Below are 22,559 nucleotides of genomic sequence, written 5' to 3' on the forward strand. Positions count from 1 at the left end.
GATCAAAAGTCGCTTGATACTGGGCTGAGGTCAATCCATGTCGCGCCTGCCAAGCTGAACCGTCAGACTTTACCCAAATAGCGGCATATCGGTCTTCTCCGTTAGCTATTGCTTGTCTTATGCCTTGAGGACTTCTCTGTAACTGGATGACATTTTGACCAAGTACCTTTGTCTTTGTCTCGGTCTTGCTGACAATATTAGCAAAGTTGCTGGGAGCAGCAAAAGCGGAACTGACTAAAGTTAAAAGCAATACTGCACTAGAGGCAGTATATGTTAAAGAGCGCATGAACATAATTAGTGAACTAAAACTATAACATTGGGTTTTTGGGCTGCACTAACTAAATAGATTGGCATTTGTTTTTTTATACAATACCCTCTTAGCAGTGCTAGCAATTGTGGATACCCTCGATTTACAGACGATTCCGGAAATCCTAATACTGATGTTTCTTGATAATAAGTACACATTTTTTATACTTGAACTTGAGTCTAGAAGACTTAGTATCTTAAAATTACCTATACTTAAAAAAAAATATTTTGAGGTCTTGAACAGAAAATGATTTATTGTCAGGAAGCGCTACACGTAAAATGTTAGGTCTACCGATGGATGCAATGATTGGGATTAAATTAAGTAACCTAGAAAAGCCCGTAGTGTTTGCCCGTTGACCCAACGACAGAAAGTCGCGGCTATCCAAACAAAGCCTGTCAAAGCAGGTTTGATCATCTTTAAATTGTATTTGCTAGGTATTTTGTAATAAGTCTAATGACCCAGATTAAGCCTGAAGTAAAACGTACAGAAGAACTGCGCCAGTTATTGCAACAAGCAAGCTATGCTTATTACGTCCTAGATGCTCCAATTATGGAGGATGCAGTCTATGACCAGCTATATCGAGAATTGCAACAACTTGAAATTCAATATCCAGAGTTGACAGCACCCGATAGTCCGACTCAGCGCGTGGGTGAGAGACCAGCAACGCAGTTTACCTCGGTGCGGCATAACATTCCCCTGTACAGTCTGGAGAATGCGTTTAATATCGATGAGTTGCAAGGGTGGGATCAGCGCTGGCGGCGACAAGTACCGAAAACTGACTCGGTGGAATATGTCACTGAACTCAAAATTGATGGTTCTGCTTTGGCTCTTACCTACCAGAATGGCGTTCTAGTTAGGGGTGCAACTAGGGGTGATGGGGTAACGGGTGAAGATATCACCCAAAATGTACGGACAATTCGCTCAATTCCCTTGCGTTTGAATTTTGAAGGGTTAGAAATTCTAGAAAGGGTGGAAGTACGCGGCGAGGCGTTTTTACCGTTGGAAGTATTTAAACAAATTAACCAGGAAAGACAAAAAGCAGGTGAGCAATTATTTGCCAATCCCCGTAATGCCGCAGCTGGTACACTTAGGCAACTAGACTCCCGCATTGTCGCTAAACGGCGGTTAGATTTCTTTGGCTACACCTTGCACATTCCTGGTAGAGATGACACCAGTATTGCCAATACCCAATGGGAAGCATTGGAGTTGTTGAAAAAGATCGGTTTTCGAGTCAACCCCAACCATAAACTGTGTGCCTCGATCGCAGAAGTGGCAAAATATTATGAATACTGGGATACGGAACGGCTGAATTTACCCTACATGACTGATGGGGTAGTAGTAAAGCTGAATTCTTTTAAACTTCAGGAACAGCTAGGGTTTACGCAGAAATTCCCTCGCTGGGCGATCGCTCTAAAGTACGCAGCCGAAGAAGCACCCACTCGTGTAGAAAATATTGCTGTGAATGTCGGACGAACGGGGGCGTTAACGCCGTTAGCCGAAATGCGCCCTGTGCAACTGGCGGGAACAACGGTTTCTCGCGCGACTTTACATAACAGCGATCGCATTACTCAATTAGACATTCGCATTGGCGATACTGTCATTGTCCGCAAAGCTGGGGAAATCATCCCAGAAGTGCTGAGGGTACTCAAAGAACTCCGTCCCTCTGACACTGAACCTTTCGTTATGCCCACCCATTGCCCAGTCTGTGGTCAACCAGTGGTGCGAGAATCAGGTGAGGCGGTAACTCGGTGCGTCAATGCTTCCTGTGCAGCGATTCTCAAGGGTTCCATTGAACATTGGGTAAGTCGTGATGCTTTGGATATTAAAGGCTTGGGCGAAAAGCTGGTGCATCAACTCGTTGATAAAAGTTTGGTACATTCTGTTGCCGATTTGTATGAGTTGACACAAAGCAAATTGTGTGCATTAGAAAGGATGGGTCAAAAGTCGGCAGAGAAATTGGTAGATGCGATCGCTCAATCGAAAAACCAACCTTGGTCAAGGGTATTGTATGGTTTAGGCATCCGTCACGTTGGCAGTGTGAATGCTCAATTGTTGACTCAAAAATATTTCACTGTAGACCAGTTAACGACAGCAAAGCAATCAGATATTGAAGGAATTTACGGTATCGGTGCTGAAATTGCCCAATCTGTGTACCAGTGGTTTCGGATTGATGCCAACCAAAGGTTAATAGAACGCTTGCAAGCAGAAGGATTGCAATTAGCTGCTACAGAGGAAACAAAAACAGTTGGTAATCAAAAGTTCGCAGGTAAAACTTTTGTAATTACGGGAACATTGCCAACCTTAAAGCGAGATGAAGCGAAAGCTTTGATTCAAAAAGCTGGTGGTAAAGTGACTGAATCAGTGAGTAAAAAAACAGATTATTTGGTAGTAGGAGAAGATGCAGGTTCCAAATTAGAAAAAGCGCTTTCCTTGGGAATTACGCAATTAAGCGAGCCGCAGTTGTTGGAGATACTGGAGGATTGATGCATATCTGGCTAACTCGTGACACTCATATCAACAAATAATTACTAATTGTTAACATTTATTACGCTTTCACTTTAATATTGATACAGATGGCAAGCTGTTCTGAAAAATTTAGAGCTTTACTAAATAAAACCAATGTCTGAACAAAAGCCCATAAGCCCGTGGAACTACAAACCTTGGTGGTGTCAGCCTTGGTCTATAGTTCTCACAGGTGTAACTCTGATTGGTGGTAGCTGGTTACTATTTAAAACTATCTGGCTAACAGTTCTCGTCTCTATCCCTGTAATGATATGGATGGGATTTTTTGTGTTGTTTTGGCCACAACTAATGATTCGCAGTGGGATTTTGGAGTCATATAAGGACTAAGTACAGCATTTCATTAATTCGTAGCGAATTAAATTTGGCAATACCCTGCAATGCCAATGCATCGGCTAACAATGCCAACGCATCGGCTGACAATGCCAACGCATCGGCTGACAATGCCAATGCATCGGCTGACAATGCCAACGCATCGGCTAACAATGCCAACGCATCCGCTAACAATGCCAATGCGTCCCCTTGCATTAAAAACGCTACGATTTTACGCAAAGCTGTACTAAGGAATGAGGATTAAATTAGCTCCATAACTTTTTTCTGGGGGCATAGCACTCAAATGCTTCTATGCAGGAAATCTGGAAGTTAATAAATCCTCATTCATAATTCGAGTAAAATGTCCGAATATTCCCATGTTTAAGCTAATCGTCAGTCATTTTTCCAGACTGATTCGCTTGTAGTAAGCGGCTCTAGCCCTGGTTTTATGCAACTTAAATGCTCATTAGCTTATCGCCTAGTTGTTTGACAGTTGCATAAGTCCTGATTAAGTAGATTGCTGCAATCCATAAAGAGCTAGATCGAGAGTACCTGCTGGAGCTGAAGAATAACCGATATCTAGAGAAACACTAGCTTCTATCGTCTGAGGACTACCAATTATAGGAGTTGTAGCATCTGCTGCAAAAGCCCTATCTGCTGCTTTAAACACCAAAGGAGATGGGCTAGGATTGCTAGCTGAGTTAATATCAATGTCAATAATCTTTCCGGGGGTTAACTGCAAGGTACTAAAAACAGCCCCAGCCTGAGCTTGGGCGTCTTTAACCGCTTCGCTAAGAACCTGCAAGCGTGCCTGTTGCAATGCTTCGTCTGAGGCAGTGAAGCTTATATTCTGTATTAGATTCGCGCCTGCTTGGATAGCTTTGTCAATTGCTGCCCCAGCTTGATTTGTTGGTAATTCAAACTGAAGTGTGTTGAGTCCTCTAAAGCCGGTTAGAGTTTGAGTACCATCTTCATACTTATAGACGGGATTTAGTTGAATAGATGTAGTTTGAAGTTCTTGCGCCCCAAGCTTTTGCAGCACATCAACTACTGCTGTTGAACGTTGAGCAACTTCTTCTTGAACTTCGGTTGCGGTTTTTCCCTCTACTTGAATCCCCAATTGCACGTCAGTTAAAGTAGTGGGAACAGTGACCTTTCCTTGACCAGTAACCTCCAATATCTGAGCAGTGTTTGGATTAGTGCTACCAGTCAGGGGATCGAGGATCGCAAGAGCCTGCTTAATCGCACCTGTGAGATTATCAGTAGCCGAAGCGAGAGTGCCTGCTGGAGCTGAAGAATAACCGATATCTAGAGAAACACTAGCTTCTATCGTCTGAGGACTACCAATTATAGGAGTTGTAGCATCTGCTGCAAAAGCCCTATCTGCTGCTTTAAACACCAAAGGAGATGGGCTAGGATTGCTAGCTGAGTTAATATCAATGTCAATAATCTTTCCGGGGGTTAACTGCAAGGTACTAAAAACAGCCCCAGCCTGAGCTTGGGCGTCTTTAACCGCTTCGCTAAGAACCTGCAAGCGTGCCTGTTGCAATGCTTCGTCTGAGGCAGTGAAGCTTATATTCTGTATTAGATTCGCGCCTGCTTGGATAGCTTTGTCAATTGCTGCCCCAGCTTGATTTGTTGGTAATTCAAACTGAAGTGTGTTGAGTCCTCTAAAGCCGGTTAGAGTTTGAGTACCATCTTCATACTTATAGACGGGATTTAGTTGAATAGATGTAGTTTGAAGTTCTTGCGCCCCAAGCTTTTGCAGCACATCAACTACTGCTGTTGAACGTTGAGCAACTTCTTCTTGAACTTCGGTTGCGGTTTTTCCCTCTACTTGAATCCCCAATTGCACGTCAGTTAAAGTAGTGGGAACAGTGACCTTTCCTTGACCAGTAACCTCCAATATCTGAGCAGTGTTTGGATTAGTGCTACCAGTCAGAGGAGGGATGATCACAATACCCTGCTTATTCACAACTGTGAGATTATTTGTGTCAGCCATCTTATTCTCCTTGCTTAAATGATGTTTGAAACCTGTTGATGTTTTAAAAGGATGTCTGAAAAGTAAGAAAGCTCACTCACCATTATCCTGTCAGTAGAAAAAATACTTAAGGATGACAGCGTGACGAGAGCCATGAATCCATCGTACCTAATTAACTTTCATCGCCGCAGTGGGAATTGCTATCAGGACTGATTCCAGTAGTTAGAAAAGGCAGTAGAAAACGCAGTGTTGACATGTCAAGTAGTGAATGCAATCTTTTAACGCCATCTGCGACTTAATATTACTATGACTTACGCATCAGTAACGAAAAATCAAGGGTTTGGGCTGGGCATTGGCGATCGGGCATGGAAAATTCACCGATGCCCCATTCCCTATGCCCAACTCAACGAAATAATTGTACTGCGTAAGTCCTGATTACGTAACAAGTTTGTCGAATTTAAGAGGGTCATAATTGTAGCAATTAAGGCACTGTTACCATCTGCTACGCCGAAACCAAGTGAATTATTTTCCAGAAATATATTTATCAGATAATGGGTGAGTCTTCTTCAGGCAAGATTTCATCTATGCTGAGTACCCACGGTATACCTTTGTCAGCCGGAGGACTAACAGTAATCCTACCTCTGTTAGTAAATCTTTTTAACATGTTAGTAAATTGGGGAACAGTTTTCATGATGTTCTGATAACTTTCTATATCAGGGCAAATCATGATTAACATTAGAATCCCACTATTAATTTTGAAACACCAATGGCAACTTGACAACAAGATGCGTGTGATGCGTAGACGCAGAGCGGCTTTTCGTCAGACATCGCCTGCCAAAAAAAACTTTTTCTTTGTTGCTTCTTCGAGTTGTCTAAACAGTATTTAAATTAATTGAATTGTTCGATTCTAAGGCAAATCATCTGGAGAGAGATACGGCTGATTCATAAGATTTTTGTACTGTTTAATAAATTAAAAAGCTAAGGATTTTGCATAATTAATATGACACAATATTTAATTTTTCATAATTCTTGCTTTTGTGTAACAATCCACATCAAGTCTAACCACAATTTAGGATAAACCTTTTTAATCTGCGATTTGGTATCGTGTAACAAATTTGTAGCATTCACGCAAACAACTTCAACTAGACCCAAATATTCTGCCACTTCTATCAGTAAATTTTTTTCTGCTACTACAGCAGCAATCAGTCTGTCAGGACAGTAAATCCTTATATATTTGGCATGAGGGATATACGCTCCTTTTGATTTAGAATTCAGCACTTTTATATAACAGTACTGTAGTAATTTCCACGCTCTTGGGTGAGTTTGCTCAATAATAAGGGTAAATTGTTGGGCTAAGTCTTCTTCGGTAATCATTACTCACTCCATTGTTATTGTGCTAAAAACTGTAATTTCATCTCATTTCTGTACAGTAAAGGTGACGCAGTATTGCTAATGCTGTGTGCATTAATATCTGAGTAAAATTAACAATTTTTAGTTTGGGTAAAATTTACCCATGCGGCAGAATTTGTTGGGAAGTTTTCTATGGCTTTTATTACTTACCTATCAAGGATCAAAGCTGAAACCGATTACTAAAACTGTATCAATCGCTGCTTTCAAGCAAATTAATTGGTATAAAGCGAAGTTACTGAAAAAAAGAATTAAGCAACCAGAATTACTCTTGTGCAAGTGGTAGATGAATTAGAGCAAAAAATTTTGCCCGTTGCAAAGAAATTGGCGATATTTATGATATTCTGGTTTTAGAGGGAATCAAGAGTGCGATCGCCACCGGAAAGGGCGGGTACGCCATCGCCCAAAATATCTTTGAATAAAAATGGTATACATTCAAAGATTGTGCTTTTGCCTTGGTATATCTATAATTTGGAATTTTCTGACAACAACTGACAATGCTTAGGTCAAAGTTTTCCAAGCTTTGAGTTTCCCTATATCGAATCATCTCTGCGCTTATGTGCAGAGATGATCGAGAGCGATCGCTTCCACTACATGCGATCGTTCAAGCAGATGGTGAAAAGAGACGAGAAGATGCCCAAGGCGAAGCACTAGAAGCACTTGCAAAAGGAAACGTCGAAATCGTTGCTGGTAGCGAAAAAAAATGAGTTCAGTTCTGTACCCCTACTCTTAAAGCTATTTTCAGGCAAATAGACCACGCACGCTGTAAGGGCACAGCAATGTTCCCTACGATAGATGTGGTTGAAATAAATGAAAACTCCTGTAAAGCTTTCTACGTGTAGGGTCTTTGTCAGTAGAAAATGGGTTTTTCAACTTAGGGAACTAATATTAGCGATCGCACATTTTTATTTTTGCCGTGAGTCTAGTTGGTTGCCTATTGATTGATGGAAGGAGAAGTTCTGAGGGTTGGAAGCCGTCCCTCGGATTCTCTGTGGATATACATAAAATAGCGGTATCAAAAAGTTAAATTTTAACGAGGAACTTTGACAATATAATAATTTTTGTTAATTTTTAGTTAATATTGATCGTTTTCAACCTAGCTGTGGGCACAAAACTTTGGTAAGCATCTAAATACTTAGGGAATTTGCACAGTGAAAGCTAGGGTGACATGAACAATAGAGCAAACCAAAAGCAATGAAGAACATCATGTAATACAATATTTCTGTATATTCAACCGAATGTTGATTTTCGTTGCAGAGATGTTTCTATCACGCAGCCTTGATGCTGGAGAGGTAATCGTGCGATTGTTGCAAAATTTCCAGCGTACCAAACTTTCCTGGCTAAGGTTTAAACACTCATCTATAAAAACGCAAGCTGTTCCTCTACCTGACAATGAAGCAGAAAGGCTCAAAGCATTGGCGGACTACAATATTTTAGATACCTTACCTGAAGAAGCATTTGATGACCTAACTGCTCTTGCTGCCTACATTTGTAAGACTCCAATAGTTTTAATTAGCTTAGTTGATGCCGACTGATAGCATCCAAGAGTGTTTGCAAGCAAATATCGCCAACTTTAATCAACAGCAAAACCGTAACTATGAACTTTCGATGAGTATCGGGATAGAGCGTTACTCACCAGAAAGCAATATGTCACTAGAACAATTAATCGCCAAGTCTGACGAATTAATGTACGCTCATAAGCGTCTCAAGCAGTAATCTATTGCGTGAAGGGAAGAGCAAAACTCGGTGTTCTCTGTGGGGATTAAGTAGTTGACATTCTCTTACCCCATGCCTCCAAAGTGCTAATTTACCACTTGGCTGCCATGACTGCGAGGATCATCTTGATTAGCCGTTGGTGCTACTGGGGCTGAAAATTTGGAAACTTTCCCGCTAGCTTGAGCATAAGGGAGAGACGAACCAGTAACCAAAGCTTCTAAGTTGCTAGCCATAATCGTCCGGGGTTGATCGCCGATCGCTTGGGCTATAGTTTCCCCTTGCTGACTCAAAAATACAAAATGGGGAATCCCATCTACCCGATATTTCAGCATTTCCGGTAGCCACTTGGTATTATCCACATTCAACATCACAAAATTCATCTTGTCACCATACTCTGTTTCCAGTTGAGTGATATCTGGTGCCATTTTCTGACAGACAGTACACCAATCAGCATAAAACTCTACTAAAGATGGTTTGCCGTTGCTGACAGCTACTTCTAGCGGTGTGGACGTATCACCTAACTTGGCTAGAGTTGCCGAGGTTGTTTCAGTTCGCAATCCTAAGACGAGGGCAACGCTAAGAGCGATCGCTACCATTACAATTAAAAAGTTTCTCAAACGCTTCCCTAAGTTGGATTCAGACTTATCGGGAGAATTAACAGGTGAATCAGTACTCATAACAAAATTATTAAAACTTATTAAGCAATTTCTTCTTTAGTTTAGCTGACTCCAGCCGCTCTTAAATACGTAATTTCATCTTCAAAATGGGTATTACAAATAAGTACTTTAGATGAAATAGGTTTTAAAAGATGATTTTAAGCTTCAGAAATACCAGTGCTGTGTGTGCCGTATTTTTATTAGTCAACGTTGGTAGCTTTCACACGTCAGCCATAGCCACTGTAAATAAACAGTCTCAATTGATAGCACAGCAGAGTAAAACCCCCTCACACCCAGTTTTTAAATCTATTTTGCCCAAGTTAAAGCAGAAGACTCAGATTCCTATTCTATTGCCGAAGTTTATTCCTGAGTCGGATGGGGAAAATCCAATTTACGCGATTATAGAAGCTGCTACGCAAAAAAAGTACGAAATTTTACTGGGTTTCAGTCCCGATTGTACTGGTGGAACTGCCTGTCGTTTGGGCGTTGTTTATGCTGAAGTTATAACCCGCAAAACACCCCGCCTGACTGGTAAACCTGTATCCTTAGCTAAGGGCATCACTGGCTATTTTGTGGATTCTACTTGTGGTGCTAATTGTTCAGATGCTACCTTGACTTGGAGACAACAGGGTGTGCAATATGTTGTTGGTTTAAAAGCAGGCGAACGCACTTCTTTGGTAAAAATGGCTAATTCTGCGATTAACTAATTCTGTAGGTTTCAGTAACGGCAAGTTTTGTGGCGGTGTCTAAATCTCTGTTACAAAACTTAATTACCAATTACGTTAGCGCAGACCTAATATCTACACAAAATACAAAAAATCTTTCAACTTTTGTTTGCTCTATTTTCTTGTATGAGATGAATAATCGATGGCACTAAAGAAACAACTATAATTAATCCAATAATCGGTAATAAATACTTATCTACCTGTTCAGGTGGCAGAGATTTTCCTAAGAAAAACCCTAATATGGTGATACCGAATGTCCAGACAAAGCCACCAATTAAGTTGTAAGACATAAACGTGCGATAATGCATCGCACCAATCCCAGCCACAATGGGCGCGAAAGTCCGTACAATAGGTAAAAAACGTGCTAAAACAATCGTTTTTTTTCCGTGCTTTTGATAAAAGTTTTGGGTTTTAACAATATGTTTTTTGTGAAATAACCATGAATCTTCCTTATTAAATAGTCTTCTGCCAAATTTATGTCCAGTAAAATAGCCAACATTGTCACCTAAGACTGCACAAACAAAAGCACCAAAAATAAGAACCCAAATGTTCAGTAAATTCTGAGATGCAATAAATCCAGCAGTGAACAATAAACTATCCCCAGGTAGGAAAAAACCAATTAACAAACCAGATTCAGCAAAGACAATCGCCCATACCCCAAAATAGCCGAGTGATTTAATCAGTTGTGGTAAATCCAGATGCATAGAATTTTTTACCTTTCAAGAATAGATCCACAACATCTTAACGTTTAGCAATTTTCCTGAATAAAAAGTAATATTAAATTTACGTAAAGTTATTGTGTAATCTTTAGAAAAGTAGTGACAGATGGTACATTTTGGGTTATGCGTGCAAGATGCAAAGATATTTGAAAGTACTAAGACTATTTTGGAGTGCTGCGATCGCAGCTGAGTTGGAATATCGGATCAACTTTTTCATAGCTACCCTCAGCAGCTTGGGAAATCTAGCGGGTAGCCTCTTTGGATTATTCTTGTTTTACCGGACTGGTTATACTTTTAGTGGCTGGTCATGGGAAGCAGCTTTAGTAGTTCTAGGAATTTTTACCTTACTACAAGGATTTTCTGCTACTTTTCTGGCGTCGAACTTGAATCGCATAGTCCGCCATGTCGAAGAAGGCACTTTGGACTTTATATTATTAAAACCTATCCGCAGTCAGTTTTGGCTTTCCACCCATACCCTTTCACCTTGGGGACTGCCGGATCTAATTTTTGGTAGTATTATTATTGGCTACGCAGGTAAACGTCTCGGTGTAGGGATAGACGACTATCTACTTGGTGTGCTGCCGTTATTGTTCAGCTTGGTGATTCTGTACAGCCTATGGTTTATGCTGGGAGCGACGAGTATCTGGTTCGTAAAAATATATAACGCTACCGAAGTATTACGTGGTTTGTTAGAAGCTGGCCGATATCCCATCGCAGCATATCCTACTGCTTACCGCTTTTTCTTCACCTTTGTAATGCCAGTAGCGTTTTTAACTACTGTACCAGCCCAAGCGCTACTGGGGCGGAGTGAAATTAGCTGGTTGATAGGTGCGGCAATATTAGCAGTAGCATTGTTTTTCGCTTCCACTTGGTTTTGGCGATTTGCGTTGCGGTTTTATACCAGTGCTTCAAGTTAGAGGAGGAGCGTAGACAGATCGCCATCAATTACGTCTACTGTAGATTAACTAATTATTTGTCGTTTTAACAAATTATTGTCGCTGAATAATTTAAGGCTATAATCCTCACTGCACAATGATTATAGCCTTTTTGATTTCCATTTAACTTAAAAAATTGTTTAACAAATTAAATGTCGTTATTTAAAATGTTAACATTTTAGTTGTCATTTTGTCAAAATCATCCATTTCCAAATTTTGATTAATTCATAACAAAATAATTGTCGTTTTTTAGAAGTAACTCGTTTAATAAAAAATTAAATGTCGTTTTTTGGAACAAAGTAGTATGATATTTATTGAGCAATAATACACACATACTAATTATGCCATGCTCCTACTAAAGCCTCATTCTCTATAGTTGCAAGAACAGCACTTGGAGTCGAGTTTTTTCGCAGAAGCATTGTGGTAGCTAAGTATCGCATCTCAATACCGAAGTTGAGAGTGTGAGATGCAGCTTTTTATTAGAAGCTGCTTTAGGTATTTACAGATTTGCAACCAATAGAGATGTCTTATGGGTGAAACGCTTAACTCAGATGAAGGTAATACATCTTTAGTTTTTGATAGTTCGGACGAGCTTGACGAAATTTTGGAGGATGAAAACGCAGAACCAACGAACACAATTATTACTCAACTCTCGGATGAAGCCAAGCTGAGGATGGAGGTATTAAAAAGTTTAATTGAGCCATGCGATCGCAAAACCTACGGAATTAAATTAAAGCAAGCCGCAGAAAAACTTGGCAAGACGGTTCGGACAGTACAGCGACTCGTCAAAAAATATCAAGAACAGGGGTTATCAGGCGTTACTGAAGCCGAACGTTCTGATAAAGGTGGCTATCGGATTGATGATGGTTGGCAAGATTTTATCGTCAAAACTTATAAAGAAGGTAACAAGGACGGTAGAAAAATGACACCGGCTCAAGTCGCAATTCGAGTTCAGGTTAGAGCCGGACAGCTAGGTTTACAGAAATATCCCTGCCACATGACGGTTTATCGCGTTCTTAACCCAATTATTGAACGTAAAGAGCAGAAGCAAAAGGTAAAAAATATTGGTTGGCGTGGATCGAGAGTTTCCCATCAAACTCGTGATGGACAGACGCTCGATGTACATCATAGTAACCATGTTTGGCAGTGCGACCATACAAAATTGGATGTCATGCTAGTTGACCAGTATGGGGAAACCCTGGCACGTCCTTGGTTGACAAAAATTACAGATAGCTATTCGCGCTGTATTATGGGCATCCATTTAGGCTTTGATGCACCTAGTTCTCTGGTAGTCGCCTTAGCTATGCGTCATGCGATGTTACGCAAGCAGTATAGTTCGGAATATAAACTTCATTGCGAGTGGGGAACTTACGGGATTCCAGAAAACCTATTTACTGATGGCGGGAAGGATTTTCGCTCGGAGCATTTGAAGCAAATTGGTTTTCAACTTGGTTTTGAGTGCCATTTACGCGATCGCCCACCGGAAGGTGGTATTGAAGAACGTGGATTTGGGACTATCAACACAGATTTTTTGTCAGGATTTTATGGTTATCTAGGTTCAAATATTCAAGAACGCCCAGAACAAGCAAAGGAGGAAGCGTGTATTACTCTGCGGGAATTAAATCTGCTGATAGTGCGTTACATCATTGATAACTACAATCAGCGAATAGATGCTCGCAGTGGAGATCAAACACGGTTTCAACGCTGGGAAGCGGGATTGCCTGCGCTACCAAGTTTGATTAATGACCGAGAATTAGATATCTGCCTGATGAAAAAGACACGTCGCAGCATCTATAAAGGCGGATATGTAAGCTTTGAAAATATTATGTATCGGGGAGATTACCTGCCAGCTTATGCAGGAGAAAGTGTGTTGCTGCGATACGACCCCAGAGATATATCAACTGTTTTTGTATACTGTCAAGATTCAGGAAAAGAAGTGCTACTGTCTCAAGCTCATGCGATTGACTTAGAAACTGAGCAAATCTCCTTGGAGGAAGCAAAAGCTGCAAGCCGAAAAATTCGTAGTGCAGGCAAGCAATTAAGTAATAAATCTATCCTTGCAGAAGTGCAAGACAGAGATACTTTTATTAAGCAAAAGAAAAAGACCCATAAGGAACGCAAGAAAGAAGAACAAGCTCAGGTGCATTCTGTAAAACCGTTTCAAACTAAAGAGCCAGTAGAAACTGTCGAAGAAAGCCCTCAACCTCAAAAGCGTCGCCCCAGAGTATTTAACTACGAGCAACTTCGCAAAGACTACGATGATTAATCTGATTGAGGCTTCTGGTTGATCGATTTTGAACGCACTTTATATTTGAGAAACCACGGATTATGGCAGAAGATTATTTGCGGAAGTGGGTGCAGAATTTATGGGGAGATGACCTGATACCGGAAGAATTACTACCGATAATTGAACGGCTAATTACTCCTAGCGTTGTCGAACTTGACCATATCCAAAAAATCCATGACTGGTTAGATAGTTTGCGCCTTTCTAAACAATGTGGTCGAATTGTTGCACCACCACGAGCGGGTAAGTCGGTGACTTGTGATGTTTATAAGCTGCTGAATAAGCCGCAAAAAAGAACAGGTAAGCGCGATATTGTACCCGTATTGTATATGCAAGTGCCTGGAGATTGTTCTGCTGGAGAGTTACTAACTTTAATACTTGAAAGTTTGAAATATGATGCAATTTCTGGAAAGCTTACAGACCTGAGACGCCGAGTATTAAGACTTTTAAAGGAATCAAAAGTTGAGATGCTGGTTATCGATGAAGCAAATTTTCTGAAGTTAAATACTTTTAGTGAAATTGCCCGCATTTATGATTTATTGAATATTTCCATTGTTCTTGTGGGAACAGATGGTCTGGATAATCTCATTAAAAAAGAGCCATATATTCACGACAGATTTATAGAATGTTATAGATTACCATTAGTATCAGAAAAGAAATTTCCTGAATTTATCCAAATTTGGGAAGATGAGGTTTTGTGTTTACCTGTCCCATCAAATTTAACTAAACAGGAAACTTTAATGCCACTATATCAAAAAACAGGGGGCAAGATTGGTTTAGTGGATAGGGTATTAAGACGGGCTGCAATTTTATCCCTAAGAAAAGGGTTGAAAAATATTGATAAGGCTACTTTGGATGAGGTTTTGGAGTGGTTTGAATAATGAAAGCATCTTCAGAAACACCCCGCTTTTTTCAAGTAGAGCCGCTCGAAGGAGAAAGCTTGAGCCATTTTTTAGGTCGTTTTCGCAGGGCAAATTATTTAACTGCAACTCAATTAGGTAAATTAACGGGAATTGGCGCAGTTATTTCACGGTGGGAGAAGTTTTATTTAAATCCATTTCCGACAACGCAGGAGTTAGAAGCGTTGGCTGCTGTGGTGGAAGTTAAAGTTGACAGATTAATCGAGATGCTACAACCATTGGGTGTGACGATGAAACTAAGACCGATTCGATTGTGTGGTGCTTGTTATCAGGAGTCACCTTGTCACCGCATTGAGTGGCAGTTTAAGGAGAAAATGAAATGCCATCGCCATAAGTTGTGTTTACTAACTAAATGTACTAATTGTGAAAGACCTTTCCCAATTCCCGCGGATTGGGCACAAGGTGAATGCCCTCACTGTTTTTTGCCTTTTGCTACGATGGCAAAACGTCAAAAGTTTTATTGATCTGAAATCTGATATATAAATACACTTCTATGAAATAGCTTTAGTAACATTTATCACCTACACATCACAAAATTATGTCGATAAAATTACGATAGAGTACAGTTTATCTTGAAACAAGGTTTAGGCAAAATTGGACTGGTCTCCTAGAAGATGCACACATTGCAACAAATCGCCTGAGACGCTACCCAGAATTTATGGAGCAAGTAGATGCAGAAATTCTGATTCAAGCTGCTCAAAGCTGGTTGATAGAAGCGATCGCAAAGCAGATAAAGTTAGAAAATTGTCTAAGTCCTGGTAACTCATTCCCAGTTACCGATTTTGGGACTGAATGTGATCCTAATGGTACTGTGGGTTTGCAGAATTTAATTAACGTACTTTTGCCTGAAGAAAAAAAGGTCTCACGAGAAAACGCAGTTGAACCCATTGGTAAACAACTAGAGAAGTTGCTTGAACGTTGGTACGAGCGAGAAATTATCAGAGGAATGGATCCCAGCAAAGTGGCTGAGAAAAATCTTGGGGGTTGTTGACTTTCACCAAGGACAATTTTTGAATGCTGCTGGTGAAGTTTTAGCTTTTACCCTAAAACAACCTGGCGAAAGTTGGGAGAAGTATCAGTGTCATCTTCTTGTTGCTCGTCGTGATGTAGTTATTGATGCCTTAACTGCAAGAAATCTAACTTTGGCTTGGGGAATTCAGATATATCGCCAACCATCATATCCACTAATTGCTCTGTCCAATGAAAAAAGAATGTATTGAGACTGGTGTGCAACTGTGTTTTACACAAGTGATGGCTTGAAGACTACTAACTCTAAAGATTTAATTCGTCGCTGGGGAGAAGATGCTTAAAATTGTAGGCAAATCTCTTCATCGCTATATTATTGACTTGATCGGTTTTCTCTACCTAAAACTTCGGTGATTGACCATGTAAATAGGAAGCTGATTTCGCTATATTTATAAATATATTGAAGTTTTTAAGTCATTCGGTGGGTCACGGGTTCGAGTCCCGTCAGTTCCATAAGAAGGGGCTGTAGCTCAGTTGGTAGAGCGACCGACTCTCATCAGCAAAAGGTCAGGAATTTCTACATTCTGACCTTTTGCTATTTTGATTCTTGCGAATCTTGAATATTTAGAGATGCGATCACACTGCCACTCATAAATAAAAAAGAGACGGGTACGAACCACGTCTCTAGGCGATGGGAAAATTTTTTAAGGGTTATGCTACATCTGCAACCAGCAAGCCATTAACAGCTATGATGATTAACTGTGCTTGCAAAGGAGTATCAAAACAGGGTCTTTCATCTCTATTACAAGGCTGCGCTATCCATTTACCCTCCAGATTTTGATAAAAAGTACCTAACAATTGTGAACCGTTCCAAACTCGATAAAGTTCTCCAAAATCATCGTTTATGGAATCAATTTCTATTTCTGGGGGTGCTGGGTCTGTTAGTTGGTCAACGTAGCCCTCAAACTCTGATTGAGCTAAGGCTTGGTTATCAAACTCTTCTTATACAATCATCTAAGTAACCTCATCAATGGGGTTTTACAAAAGGCGATGTCTACGACGGGCTACGCCTACGCGGACTCTTCCCGGAGAGCGATCGCTTTTGTCTATCAATTAATCTACGTGACGTGTAGATTTGCGTTAAGCGTAGATTTAGAAAACTTAGAATGTTATAAATCTACTTGTAATTTTATATACTGACAAGTAGAGAAATCTACATCTAACAGCCACTAAACTGGGGATGTAGTGATATGCCTATGGATAAAGTGATTCGTTGGAAATTAAATGAAGTGATGGCGCGAAAGCGGTTGAGGAACAAGGATTTAGCTGCGGCGTTAGGAATTACTGAAAATTCGGTATACAGGCTGCGTAAGGTTGACGAAATGCCACGATTAGCCCCAGAAAGGTTAAATGGCATTTGTATGGCGTTAGATTGTCAACCTGGAGACCTTTTGGAATATATACCTGATGATGGCAAAGTTAGTTCTATTGTTAATGTAGTTTCGTAGAGTCTATGTTGTTATATCACTAAGTATCCAACTGCGAAGAACTGAAAAGATAGAATATAAGGAGTAAGTTTTAATTTATACATACAAATTAATAGCTTTGAAGTATCTTGATTTGATAGGCGATCGCCATTTTTAGCTATGGTTATGTAGCTTTGAGCTAATCGGCTAACTGGGGTGCTTAATTGTAATGACCTGTTCAATTTAAGCTGCTATGTTCTGTGAATACAAATACTGCTGAAACCCGATAAATACTTCACTGATATTTGCAACGCTCCCTAGTTCTTCAACAGCATCACGAACGGTATGATATTTCAACTCTAACAGTTGAGGTAATTTAGTGCGATCAAGTTCCCCCACCCCAGCTTTGATGTATTGTTCGAGTATAAAGTCGAGAAATTCTTGCTGTTTGCCGATATAGCGCGAGAAAATTAATGATTTGTGAGCGAGGACACGCTCTCGGCGGCTTATAGGTGGTAAGGCATAGGCGATATAAGCCAGCACATCATATAAATCGCTTTTCTCAGCATCAATCAGGCGACTAATTTCTGTGAGTTGTTCTTCCCCGTAGCCCTTCTCTGCCAGTCCTTCTAATAAAGCTCTACGGGTGTCAGGGCGACTCCAGATTGCTCTTAATTCGTCTTCATCTGTGAATAGTTCGGGAATTTCACCAAAGAGACGTTGCACAAATTCTGCGGCGCTCATAGGTTTACCGTCTGGACTCCAGAAGCTGGTAGACATTCGGTGCTGGAGAGTCCGTTCTTTACCATCAGCGAGTTTGACTTTGATCGTTTTGGGGTTGGAAACTTCTGTAATTTCATTTCTATTCTTGCCTCTATTTATACTAATATCTGTTGTAGAGTCGTTGTATGCACCTGATTCCTCTCCCCGTCTGGCAATTTTGACGAGTACAGGTTCTTGAGGTTCGCCATCCCATTCAGGATCGTTGAAGTGTTCGTAGGCTTTGACAAAATCATAAATAGTGAAGTAGTCTTTCCCTTCAAATAGGCGAGTACCGCGACCGATTATTTGCTTAAATTCAATCATCGAGTTGATGGGGCGCATCAGCACAATGTTACGAACATTCCGAGCATCAACCCCAGTGGACAGCTTTTGGGAGGTGGTGAGAATGGTGGGGATAGTTTTCTCGTTGTCTTGAAAGGTGCTGAGGTGCTGTTCGCCCAGTTTGCCATCATCGGCAGTGACGCGGACACAGTAATTAGGGTCACTGCTAATCTTCATTTGGTTGATTAAATCCCGTACAGCTAGAGCGTGAGGTTGGTTGGCGCAAAACACCAGAGTTTTTTGATTCTGGTCGATTTCTTCCATGAACAGCTGCACCCGGTAGCGTTCGCGATCAGCAATTTCGATGATGCGGTTGAAGTCGGTTTCAGTGTAGGTTTTGGCTTCGTCTACTGCACCTTCGATTAGTTCATCTTCAGTGCTGTAAATATATTCATCTAGGTTAGTTTCGATTTGCCTGACTTTAAAGGGAGTAAGAAACCCATCGTTAATGCCGTCTTTGAGGGCGTAGGTATAGACTGGCTCGCCGAAGTAGGCGTAGGTGTCTGCGTTGTTGACCCGTTTGGGGGTGGCAGTAAGTCCCAGTTGTACGGCTGGGGAGAAGTATTCTAAAATACCGCGCCAGGTGCTTTCGTCACTAGCTCCGCCTCGGTGACATTCATCAATGATGATGAAGTCAAAGAAGTCGGGGGGATAGTCGCTGAATTTGGGCGTAGGATTGCCAGCGTCGTCCCGTCCGGTCATAAAAGTCTGGAAAATTGTAAAAAAGATACTGCCATTTTTGGGGACTCTACCCCGTTTTTTGATAGCTTCGGGGTCGATGCGGACTAGGGCATCGTCGGGGAAGGCAGAGAATGAGTTATAGGCTTGGTTGGCTAAGATATTGCGATCGCTTAAAAACAAAATTCGCGGACGACGGGTGGGTTGTCGGCTGAGGTTCCAACGACTTTGAAAGAGTTTCCAGGCTAGTTGGAAGGCGATGAAGGTTTTACCTGTGCCAGTTGCCATCGTTAACAAAATCCGGTTTTGTCCTTGGCAGATGGCTTCTAGGACGTGCTTAATCGCATTGTGTTGATAATAACGGGCTTCCCATGTGCCGCTTTTGTCTTCAAAGGGGATGGCAGCAAAGCGTTCACGAAGTGTCTCTGAAAGAGAATCGCGCCACTCATTATCTTCGCTAAAGGTGGCTTCCCAAAGTTGCTTTGGGGTGGGATATTGGTTGATGTAGCCTTCTGCCCCTATGTGCATATCTACTTGGTAGATTCCGATGCCATTTGTGGAGTAGGCGAATCGAGTCTGCAACTTTTCGGCGTATTTTTTGGCTTGCCCTAAACCTTCGGTATCTGGTAAGTCGCGTTTTTTAGCTTCGATGACGGCGAGTTTTTCACCACGATAAACCAGGACATAATCGGCGATGTCTGACTGAGCGCGTTTACCATTGCCAACTAAACGACCAGGGGCAATAACTTCGCGGCGGATGCGACTATCTTCAATAACTCCCCAGCCTGCGGCTTTTAGTGCGGGGTCAATTAGTTCGGCGCGGGTTTCGGCTTCGTTCATATTTAGCTCATCTCGATTTGCTTTTAAGCACTTTTTTATTGTTTTTGCAAGGGTTTGAGGCTTTGAGAGTGACTGATCTCGATTTGCTTTTAAGGACTTTTTTATTGTTTTTGCAAGGGTTTCAGACTTTGAGAGTGACTGATCTCGATTTGCTTTTAAGGACTTTTTTGTTTGTTCTGTAAGGGTTTGAGGCTTTGAGAGTGACTAATCTCGGTTTGCTTTTAAGGACTTTTTTGTTTGTTCTATAAGGGTTTGAGGCTTTGAGAGTGACTAATCTCGGTTTGCTTTTAAGCACTTTTATGCCCAAAAAGGGAGATAGCGAGCATAGCGGGTAGAGGTTGATTCGGATTCATCTGCCTTGATTAAGCCAGCTTCTTTGGTGAATCCTATAATGTAAGAAACATTAGCTGCTTGTGACTCACTTAGACGAAACCGCTCTCGTAGGGTTTGGTTAGACATTCGTTGATTGCTGACATACAGCAGACAGCAATGCTGGTAGCAGGCTCGAATTCGATCGCTCTTGCTCATATCGGCGAAATCCTGATGGGCAAACAGCACTGCTGTAGTGCGTGTGTCACCTACTCGAAAATCTGGTGCGGGTAGTTGAAACATTTCTGCCGCGCTTACAACTTTGTCAATGCCACTGCCTTTTTCCTCACATATACCGAAAATTCGCATTAGCTTGGCAAGTTGTTCGTTGCGGGAGCGATTTTCATCAATAAATCGCTCTACCTTAATCGGTGGGATGCCGGGATTAGATATCTCAATGCGATCGCTATACATCTCGATCATCACTGAAGTACCTGTGGCTAGAAAATCCTGATGCACCAAAGCATTAGCAATAAGTTCTCGTAAAGCCTGTTTTGGGAACATCTTTACTTCTTGGCGCACAACTTCCTCGATAAAGCGATTTTGCGGTGCTGCTGAATGGACGAAATCTACTAATCCGTCAAAACCAACGGCATATCCTCGGTTGTCTGTCTTTTCAACACGAGTTTCTAACTTATTTATACCTTCATATATAACAATACGGGGTGCTTTACGAGCCAATGCAGGGGAAAAGACATCAATTTTTTTTGCCAAAAGGATAGCAGCTAGGTTTGTAATTGTCCAACCTTGTACTGTTTTTTGAATTAAATTTTGGTTTTCTAATCTATCAAGAACTGCATCGCGGGTAGTTGGATAGGGAATTTTTAGCAGTTCAAAGTATGATTGAGTATCTAAAAGGTTGATTACATCATCAGGACTGGCTTCAGATCGAGCAGGTTGGCAAAACCAATCTTGTTGGTCTTCTGCAAAAATTTTCTTGAGTACATCTGGTGTCATCGGGCGTAAATCTTCACCAGATCGCATCAAGTATGCACCATCAAAGGTATATGCTTGTCCTAAAGGACGAGGTGGTATTTCAAAGACTAACACTCGACCATTGGGATGGGCTAATTCTGTTACGTCTACGCGGAATCTGAGTTTTTCTACAATACGGGATTTAATTTCATTCAGGGAAGTCTGTGATGGAAAAGCTTGGGAACCTATAACTTGACGTGGTGGCTTATTGGTTACGCCGAAAACTAGATATCCACCTCCTTCATTGGCTAATGCTACACAATACTTGAGTAAGTCAACTTTATTAAAATGCTGCTTGGCTTCTTTAAATTCAAGGTTCTCGGTTTCAGCAGGTGCATTCAGCCATTTTTCAAGGGTTTCTAGGGTAATCATGCTGCAATTCCCTCCTTAGCAGCTTTTGGGGTGTCTGCGGTGAGTTCGCCAGTGAATGCTTTTTGGAGGATCGATTGTTTGAGTTCTTTGAGGGCGGTGATTTTTTGTTGGTAAATGATTTCGAGACGTTTGGTTTCAAATGATAATTCTTCTAATTGACAAGCAATTATTTTTTGTATTTTCACATCAGGAAATGGAAATCTTTGATTAGCAAATGTGCCAAGGTTAATATTATCTCGTGCAGTTCCCTTTCCCTTTTCTTTTAGCTCTTTCTTAAAAGATTGGAGAAGATACTCTACATAATCACTATCTGCAATTTCATTATTTACGACAATGCCAATAACGCTATCTGGAAAGCAGGCATCAAAATCGAGAATAGCTGTTTCAGCAACGTTAGCTCCAACAATCGCAATACAGACTGTTCCTTGAGGCCAAATTGCACTCTGTGCTAGTCCTAATTCATTATAGGTTTGAGAATAATTAGTAATTCGATGCTTGGCATTGCTGATGTCACCAGTCTGTATTAAGGGGTATTTTCCCCCATATAGTTTCTTGTCACCTCTAGGTCTATGCTTTGATTTACCTCTAGTAAATTTGATTGAAATTTCCTGAAGTGTTTTCTTTTCCCACTCGCCGCCTTTCTGGGTGAAGATGGCGTTTAGATAGCTTTCAAATAGTTTGCGGGAGTTGGCGAGGTTTTTTTCGGTGTTTGCGATCGCTCTATCAATTCCCTCAAACGCCTCATCCAAAATCGCCACAATCCGTTTTTGTTCAGAAAGCTTTGGAATGGTAACTTCAAAGTTTTCTAGTTGCTGTTTTGTTAAAGCTTGACGTGTTGATCCTGCCTTCTCACCAGTGTTAAGTAAAGCATCTTTATATTGCTTCGAGACAAGTAAGTACACAAGAAAATTTGAGTCGATATAATCTGATTTTGGACGAATAATTGCAACGTGTTGATTTACCCTAGCAGGAAGAAGCTCTGAGGGTGCTACACAACATCTTGCAATAGATGCACCTGTAATATTTAGAAGAACATCGCCTTCTTTAACTTCTACATTAGAAAGCTTGTTTGCTTGAGCTTCATCTATAAAAGCTAGATTTTTTTCTTTAAAAGTTCTGTCATGAACATTGAGACTTCTAAAAAGAGAGATGCCAAAATCTTTGTAAGAATCACTGCCTCCTCTGGGCGTAGCACCACTACCAATTTTTTTAGTGATTTCTATTAAACGTTTTTTGCTCCATTCATCCATCACAACATTCCCCTAATCCCAGCCAAAATCTCTGCACTCTCCGCATCCAAAACCGCT

23 protein-coding genes and 1 pseudogene are annotated in these 22,559 nt (G+C 41.0%); 14 read left to right on the plus strand and 10 right to left on the minus strand.

What is annotated here, in order from left to right; genetic code table 11:
* Positions 1–286, minus strand: a pseudogene (locus tag ACFFAP_RS09175) (hypothetical protein); the annotation flags it as partial.
* A 474-nt stretch (positions 287–760) separates the two neighbouring features.
* Between ACFFAP_RS09175 and ligA the strand changes: the two are divergent.
* Together ligA and ACFFAP_RS09185 are read left to right on the plus strand one after the other, a co-directional pair.
* The gene (ligA, locus tag ACFFAP_RS09180) at positions 761–2,791 is read left to right on the plus strand and encodes an NAD-dependent DNA ligase LigA (protein ID WP_375510922.1); all 2,031 of its coding nucleotides are present in this window, start codon (positions 761–763) and stop codon (positions 2,789–2,791) included.
* A 135-nt stretch (positions 2,792–2,926) separates the two neighbouring features.
* Positions 2,927–3,157 carry a DUF6737 family protein gene (locus tag ACFFAP_RS09185; RefSeq protein WP_109008522.1) on the plus strand — a complete coding sequence of 77 codons (231 nt, stop codon included), beginning with the start codon at positions 2,927–2,929 and terminating at the stop codon, positions 3,155–3,157.
* Here ACFFAP_RS09185 and ACFFAP_RS09190 read toward each other — a convergent pair.
* Complete coding sequence (locus ACFFAP_RS09190; protein WP_375510923.1) at positions 3,143–3,355, minus strand: hypothetical protein; 213 nt, start codon at positions 3,353–3,355, stop codon at positions 3,143–3,145. The two genes, ACFFAP_RS09185 and ACFFAP_RS09190, sit on opposite strands and share 15 nt — an antisense overlap.
* A gap of 292 nt (positions 3,356–3,647) precedes the next feature.
* Positions 3,648–5,141, minus strand: coding sequence for an SIMPL domain-containing protein (locus tag ACFFAP_RS09195; protein WP_375510924.1), 1,494 nt, complete (start codon positions 5,139–5,141; stop codon positions 3,648–3,650).
* 285 nt (positions 5,142–5,426) lie between these two features.
* Between ACFFAP_RS09195 and ACFFAP_RS09200 the strand changes: the two genes are divergently transcribed.
* The gene (locus tag ACFFAP_RS09200; protein ID WP_375510925.1) at positions 5,427–5,555 is read left to right on the plus strand and encodes a hypothetical protein; all 129 of its coding nucleotides are present in this window, start codon (positions 5,427–5,429) and stop codon (positions 5,553–5,555) included.
* 109 nt (positions 5,556–5,664) lie between these two features.
* Here the strand turns inward: ACFFAP_RS09200 and ACFFAP_RS09205 are convergent, their stop codons facing one another.
* Both ACFFAP_RS09205 and ACFFAP_RS09210 read right to left on the minus strand, forming a co-directional pair.
* Positions 5,665–5,811, minus strand: coding sequence for a hypothetical protein (locus tag ACFFAP_RS09205; RefSeq protein WP_375510926.1), 147 nt, complete (start codon positions 5,809–5,811; stop codon positions 5,665–5,667).
* A 329-nt stretch (positions 5,812–6,140) separates the two neighbouring features.
* Positions 6,141–6,494 (minus strand): hypothetical protein, encoded by a 354-nt coding sequence (locus tag ACFFAP_RS09210; RefSeq protein WP_375510927.1) that lies wholly within the window; start codon positions 6,492–6,494, stop codon positions 6,141–6,143.
* Positions 6,495–7,084: 590 nt separating this feature from the next.
* Here ACFFAP_RS09210 and ACFFAP_RS09215 point away from each other — a divergent pair.
* The 3 genes from ACFFAP_RS09215 to ACFFAP_RS09225 all read left to right on the plus strand — a co-directional run bounded on the left by ACFFAP_RS09215 (position 7,085) and on the right by ACFFAP_RS09225 (position 8,243).
* Complete coding sequence (locus tag ACFFAP_RS09215) at positions 7,085–7,234, plus strand: hypothetical protein (protein ID WP_375510928.1); 150 nt, start codon at positions 7,085–7,087, stop codon at positions 7,232–7,234.
* 552 nt (positions 7,235–7,786) lie between these two features.
* On the plus strand, positions 7,787–8,062 hold the full coding sequence (locus tag ACFFAP_RS09220; protein ID WP_375510929.1) for a hypothetical protein: 276 nt from the start codon (positions 7,787–7,789) through the stop codon (positions 8,060–8,062).
* Complete coding sequence (locus tag ACFFAP_RS09225; protein WP_375510930.1) at positions 8,052–8,243, plus strand: diguanylate cyclase domain-containing protein; 192 nt, start codon at positions 8,052–8,054, stop codon at positions 8,241–8,243. Before ACFFAP_RS09220 ends, ACFFAP_RS09225 begins: the two co-directional genes overlap by 11 nt.
* An 86-nt stretch (positions 8,244–8,329) precedes the next feature.
* Here the strand turns inward: ACFFAP_RS09225 and ACFFAP_RS09230 are convergent, their stop codons facing one another.
* The gene (locus tag ACFFAP_RS09230) at positions 8,330–8,920 is read right to left on the minus strand and encodes a thioredoxin family protein (protein ID WP_375510931.1); all 591 of its coding nucleotides are present in this window, start codon (positions 8,918–8,920) and stop codon (positions 8,330–8,332) included.
* 131 nt (positions 8,921–9,051) lie between these two features.
* On the opposite strand from ACFFAP_RS09230, the gene ACFFAP_RS09235 reads away from it, so the two are divergent.
* Positions 9,052–9,606, plus strand: a complete 555-nt coding sequence (locus tag ACFFAP_RS09235; RefSeq protein WP_375510932.1) for a hypothetical protein — start codon at positions 9,052–9,054, stop codon at positions 9,604–9,606.
* Between the two features lie 116 nt (positions 9,607–9,722).
* Here ACFFAP_RS09235 and ACFFAP_RS09240 read toward each other — a convergent pair whose 3' ends face one another.
* Complete coding sequence (locus ACFFAP_RS09240; protein WP_375510933.1) at positions 9,723–10,328, minus strand: DedA family protein; 606 nt, start codon at positions 10,326–10,328, stop codon at positions 9,723–9,725.
* A 149-nt stretch (positions 10,329–10,477) separates the two neighbouring features.
* On the opposite strand from ACFFAP_RS09240, the gene ACFFAP_RS09245 reads away from it, so the two are divergent.
* The 7 genes from ACFFAP_RS09245 (at position 10,478) to ACFFAP_RS09275 (ending at position 16,956) form a co-directional block, all read left to right on the plus strand.
* Positions 10,478–11,260, plus strand: coding sequence for an ABC transporter permease (locus ACFFAP_RS09245; protein WP_375510934.1), 783 nt, complete (start codon positions 10,478–10,480; stop codon positions 11,258–11,260).
* 547 nt (positions 11,261–11,807) lie between these two features.
* The gene (locus ACFFAP_RS09250; RefSeq protein WP_375510935.1) at positions 11,808–13,544 is read left to right on the plus strand and encodes a Mu transposase C-terminal domain-containing protein; all 1,737 of its coding nucleotides are present in this window, start codon (positions 11,808–11,810) and stop codon (positions 13,542–13,544) included.
* A 62-nt stretch (positions 13,545–13,606) separates the two neighbouring features.
* The gene (locus ACFFAP_RS09255) at positions 13,607–14,443 is read left to right on the plus strand and encodes a TniB family NTP-binding protein (RefSeq protein ID WP_375510936.1); all 837 of its coding nucleotides are present in this window, start codon (positions 13,607–13,609) and stop codon (positions 14,441–14,443) included.
* Positions 14,443–14,946, plus strand: coding sequence for a TniQ family protein (locus ACFFAP_RS09260; protein WP_375510937.1), 504 nt, complete (start codon positions 14,443–14,445; stop codon positions 14,944–14,946). Before ACFFAP_RS09255 ends, ACFFAP_RS09260 begins: the two co-directional genes overlap by 1 nt.
* 194 nt (positions 14,947–15,140) lie before the next feature.
* On the plus strand, positions 15,141–15,473 hold the full coding sequence (locus ACFFAP_RS09265) for a hypothetical protein (RefSeq protein ID WP_375510938.1): 333 nt from the start codon (positions 15,141–15,143) through the stop codon (positions 15,471–15,473).
* Positions 15,460–15,702: a hypothetical protein gene (locus tag ACFFAP_RS09270; protein WP_375510939.1), complete on the plus strand. Its 243-nt coding sequence runs from the start codon at positions 15,460–15,462 to the stop codon at positions 15,700–15,702. The genes ACFFAP_RS09265 and ACFFAP_RS09270 overlap by 14 nt, the downstream gene beginning before the upstream one ends.
* Positions 15,703–16,698: 996 nt before the next feature.
* Positions 16,699–16,956, plus strand: coding sequence for a helix-turn-helix transcriptional regulator (locus tag ACFFAP_RS09275; RefSeq protein ID WP_335086323.1), 258 nt, complete (start codon positions 16,699–16,701; stop codon positions 16,954–16,956).
* Between the two features lie 201 nt (positions 16,957–17,157).
* Here ACFFAP_RS09275 and hsdR read toward each other — a convergent pair whose 3' ends face one another.
* From hsdR to ACFFAP_RS09290, 3 genes are all read right to left on the minus strand, one after another.
* Positions 17,158–19,536, minus strand: a complete 2,379-nt coding sequence (gene hsdR, locus ACFFAP_RS09280; protein WP_375510940.1) for an EcoAI/FtnUII family type I restriction enzme subunit R — start codon at positions 19,534–19,536, stop codon at positions 17,158–17,160.
* Between the two features lie 297 nt (positions 19,537–19,833).
* Positions 19,834–21,252 carry an ATP-binding protein gene (locus ACFFAP_RS09285; protein ID WP_375510941.1) on the minus strand — a complete coding sequence of 473 codons (1,419 nt, stop codon included), beginning with the start codon at positions 21,250–21,252 and terminating at the stop codon, positions 19,834–19,836.
* Positions 21,249–22,502, minus strand: a complete 1,254-nt coding sequence (locus ACFFAP_RS09290; protein ID WP_375510951.1) for a restriction endonuclease subunit S — start codon at positions 22,500–22,502, stop codon at positions 21,249–21,251. The genes ACFFAP_RS09285 and ACFFAP_RS09290 overlap by 4 nt, the downstream gene beginning before the upstream one ends.
* Positions 22,503–22,559 lie beyond the last annotated feature (57 nt).

The sequence above is a fragment of the uncultured Nostoc sp. genome, from assembly GCF_964245575.1.
Classification (GTDB): Bacteria; Cyanobacteriota; Cyanobacteriia; order Cyanobacteriales; family Nostocaceae; genus Nostoc.

Excerpts from the sequence above, each read along its gene's own strand:
- ACFFAP_RS09200 (WP_375510925.1), top strand. The coding sequence starts at position 5,427 with ATGACTTACGCATCAGTAACGAAAAATCAAGGGTTTGGGCTGGGCATT.
- ACFFAP_RS09215 (WP_375510928.1), top strand. The coding sequence starts at position 7,085 with ATGTGCAGAGATGATCGAGAGCGATCGCTTCCACTACATGCGATCGTT.
- ACFFAP_RS09260 (WP_375510937.1), top strand. The coding sequence starts at position 14,443 with ATGAAAGCATCTTCAGAAACACCCCGCTTTTTTCAAGTAGAGCCGCTC.
- ACFFAP_RS09290 (WP_375510951.1), bottom strand. The coding sequence starts at position 22,502 with ATGGATGAATGGAGCAAAAAACGTTTAATAGAAATCACTAAAAAAATT.
- ACFFAP_RS09275 (WP_335086323.1), top strand. The coding sequence starts at position 16,699 with ATGCCTATGGATAAAGTGATTCGTTGGAAATTAAATGAAGTGATGGCG.
- ACFFAP_RS09235 (WP_375510932.1), top strand. The coding sequence starts at position 9,052 with ATGATTTTAAGCTTCAGAAATACCAGTGCTGTGTGTGCCGTATTTTTA.
- ACFFAP_RS09190 (WP_375510923.1), bottom strand. The coding sequence starts at position 3,355 with ATGCAAGGGGACGCATTGGCATTGTTAGCGGATGCGTTGGCATTGTTA.
- ligA (WP_375510922.1), top strand. The coding sequence starts at position 761 with ATGACCCAGATTAAGCCTGAAGTAAAACGTACAGAAGAACTGCGCCAG.
- ACFFAP_RS09195 (WP_375510924.1), bottom strand. The coding sequence starts at position 5,141 with ATGGCTGACACAAATAATCTCACAGTTGTGAATAAGCAGGGTATTGTG.
- ACFFAP_RS09245 (WP_375510934.1), top strand. The coding sequence starts at position 10,478 with ATGCAAAGATATTTGAAAGTACTAAGACTATTTTGGAGTGCTGCGATC.
- ACFFAP_RS09265 (WP_375510938.1), top strand. The coding sequence starts at position 15,141 with ATGGAGCAAGTAGATGCAGAAATTCTGATTCAAGCTGCTCAAAGCTGG.
- ACFFAP_RS09285 (WP_375510941.1), bottom strand. The coding sequence starts at position 21,252 with ATGATTACCCTAGAAACCCTTGAAAAATGGCTGAATGCACCTGCTGAA.
- ACFFAP_RS09220 (WP_375510929.1), top strand. The coding sequence starts at position 7,787 with ATGTTTCTATCACGCAGCCTTGATGCTGGAGAGGTAATCGTGCGATTG.
- ACFFAP_RS09240 (WP_375510933.1), bottom strand. The coding sequence starts at position 10,328 with ATGCATCTGGATTTACCACAACTGATTAAATCACTCGGCTATTTTGGG.
- ACFFAP_RS09185 (WP_109008522.1), top strand. The coding sequence starts at position 2,927 with ATGTCTGAACAAAAGCCCATAAGCCCGTGGAACTACAAACCTTGGTGG.
- ACFFAP_RS09225 (WP_375510930.1), top strand. The coding sequence starts at position 8,052 with ATGCCGACTGATAGCATCCAAGAGTGTTTGCAAGCAAATATCGCCAAC.
- ACFFAP_RS09230 (WP_375510931.1), bottom strand. The coding sequence starts at position 8,920 with ATGAGTACTGATTCACCTGTTAATTCTCCCGATAAGTCTGAATCCAAC.
- ACFFAP_RS09210 (WP_375510927.1), bottom strand. The coding sequence starts at position 6,494 with ATGATTACCGAAGAAGACTTAGCCCAACAATTTACCCTTATTATTGAG.
- ACFFAP_RS09205 (WP_375510926.1), bottom strand. The coding sequence starts at position 5,811 with ATGAAAACTGTTCCCCAATTTACTAACATGTTAAAAAGATTTACTAAC.
- hsdR (WP_375510940.1), bottom strand. The coding sequence starts at position 19,536 with ATGAACGAAGCCGAAACCCGCGCCGAACTAATTGACCCCGCACTAAAA.
- ACFFAP_RS09250 (WP_375510935.1), top strand. The coding sequence starts at position 11,808 with ATGGGTGAAACGCTTAACTCAGATGAAGGTAATACATCTTTAGTTTTT.
- ACFFAP_RS09255 (WP_375510936.1), top strand. The coding sequence starts at position 13,607 with ATGGCAGAAGATTATTTGCGGAAGTGGGTGCAGAATTTATGGGGAGAT.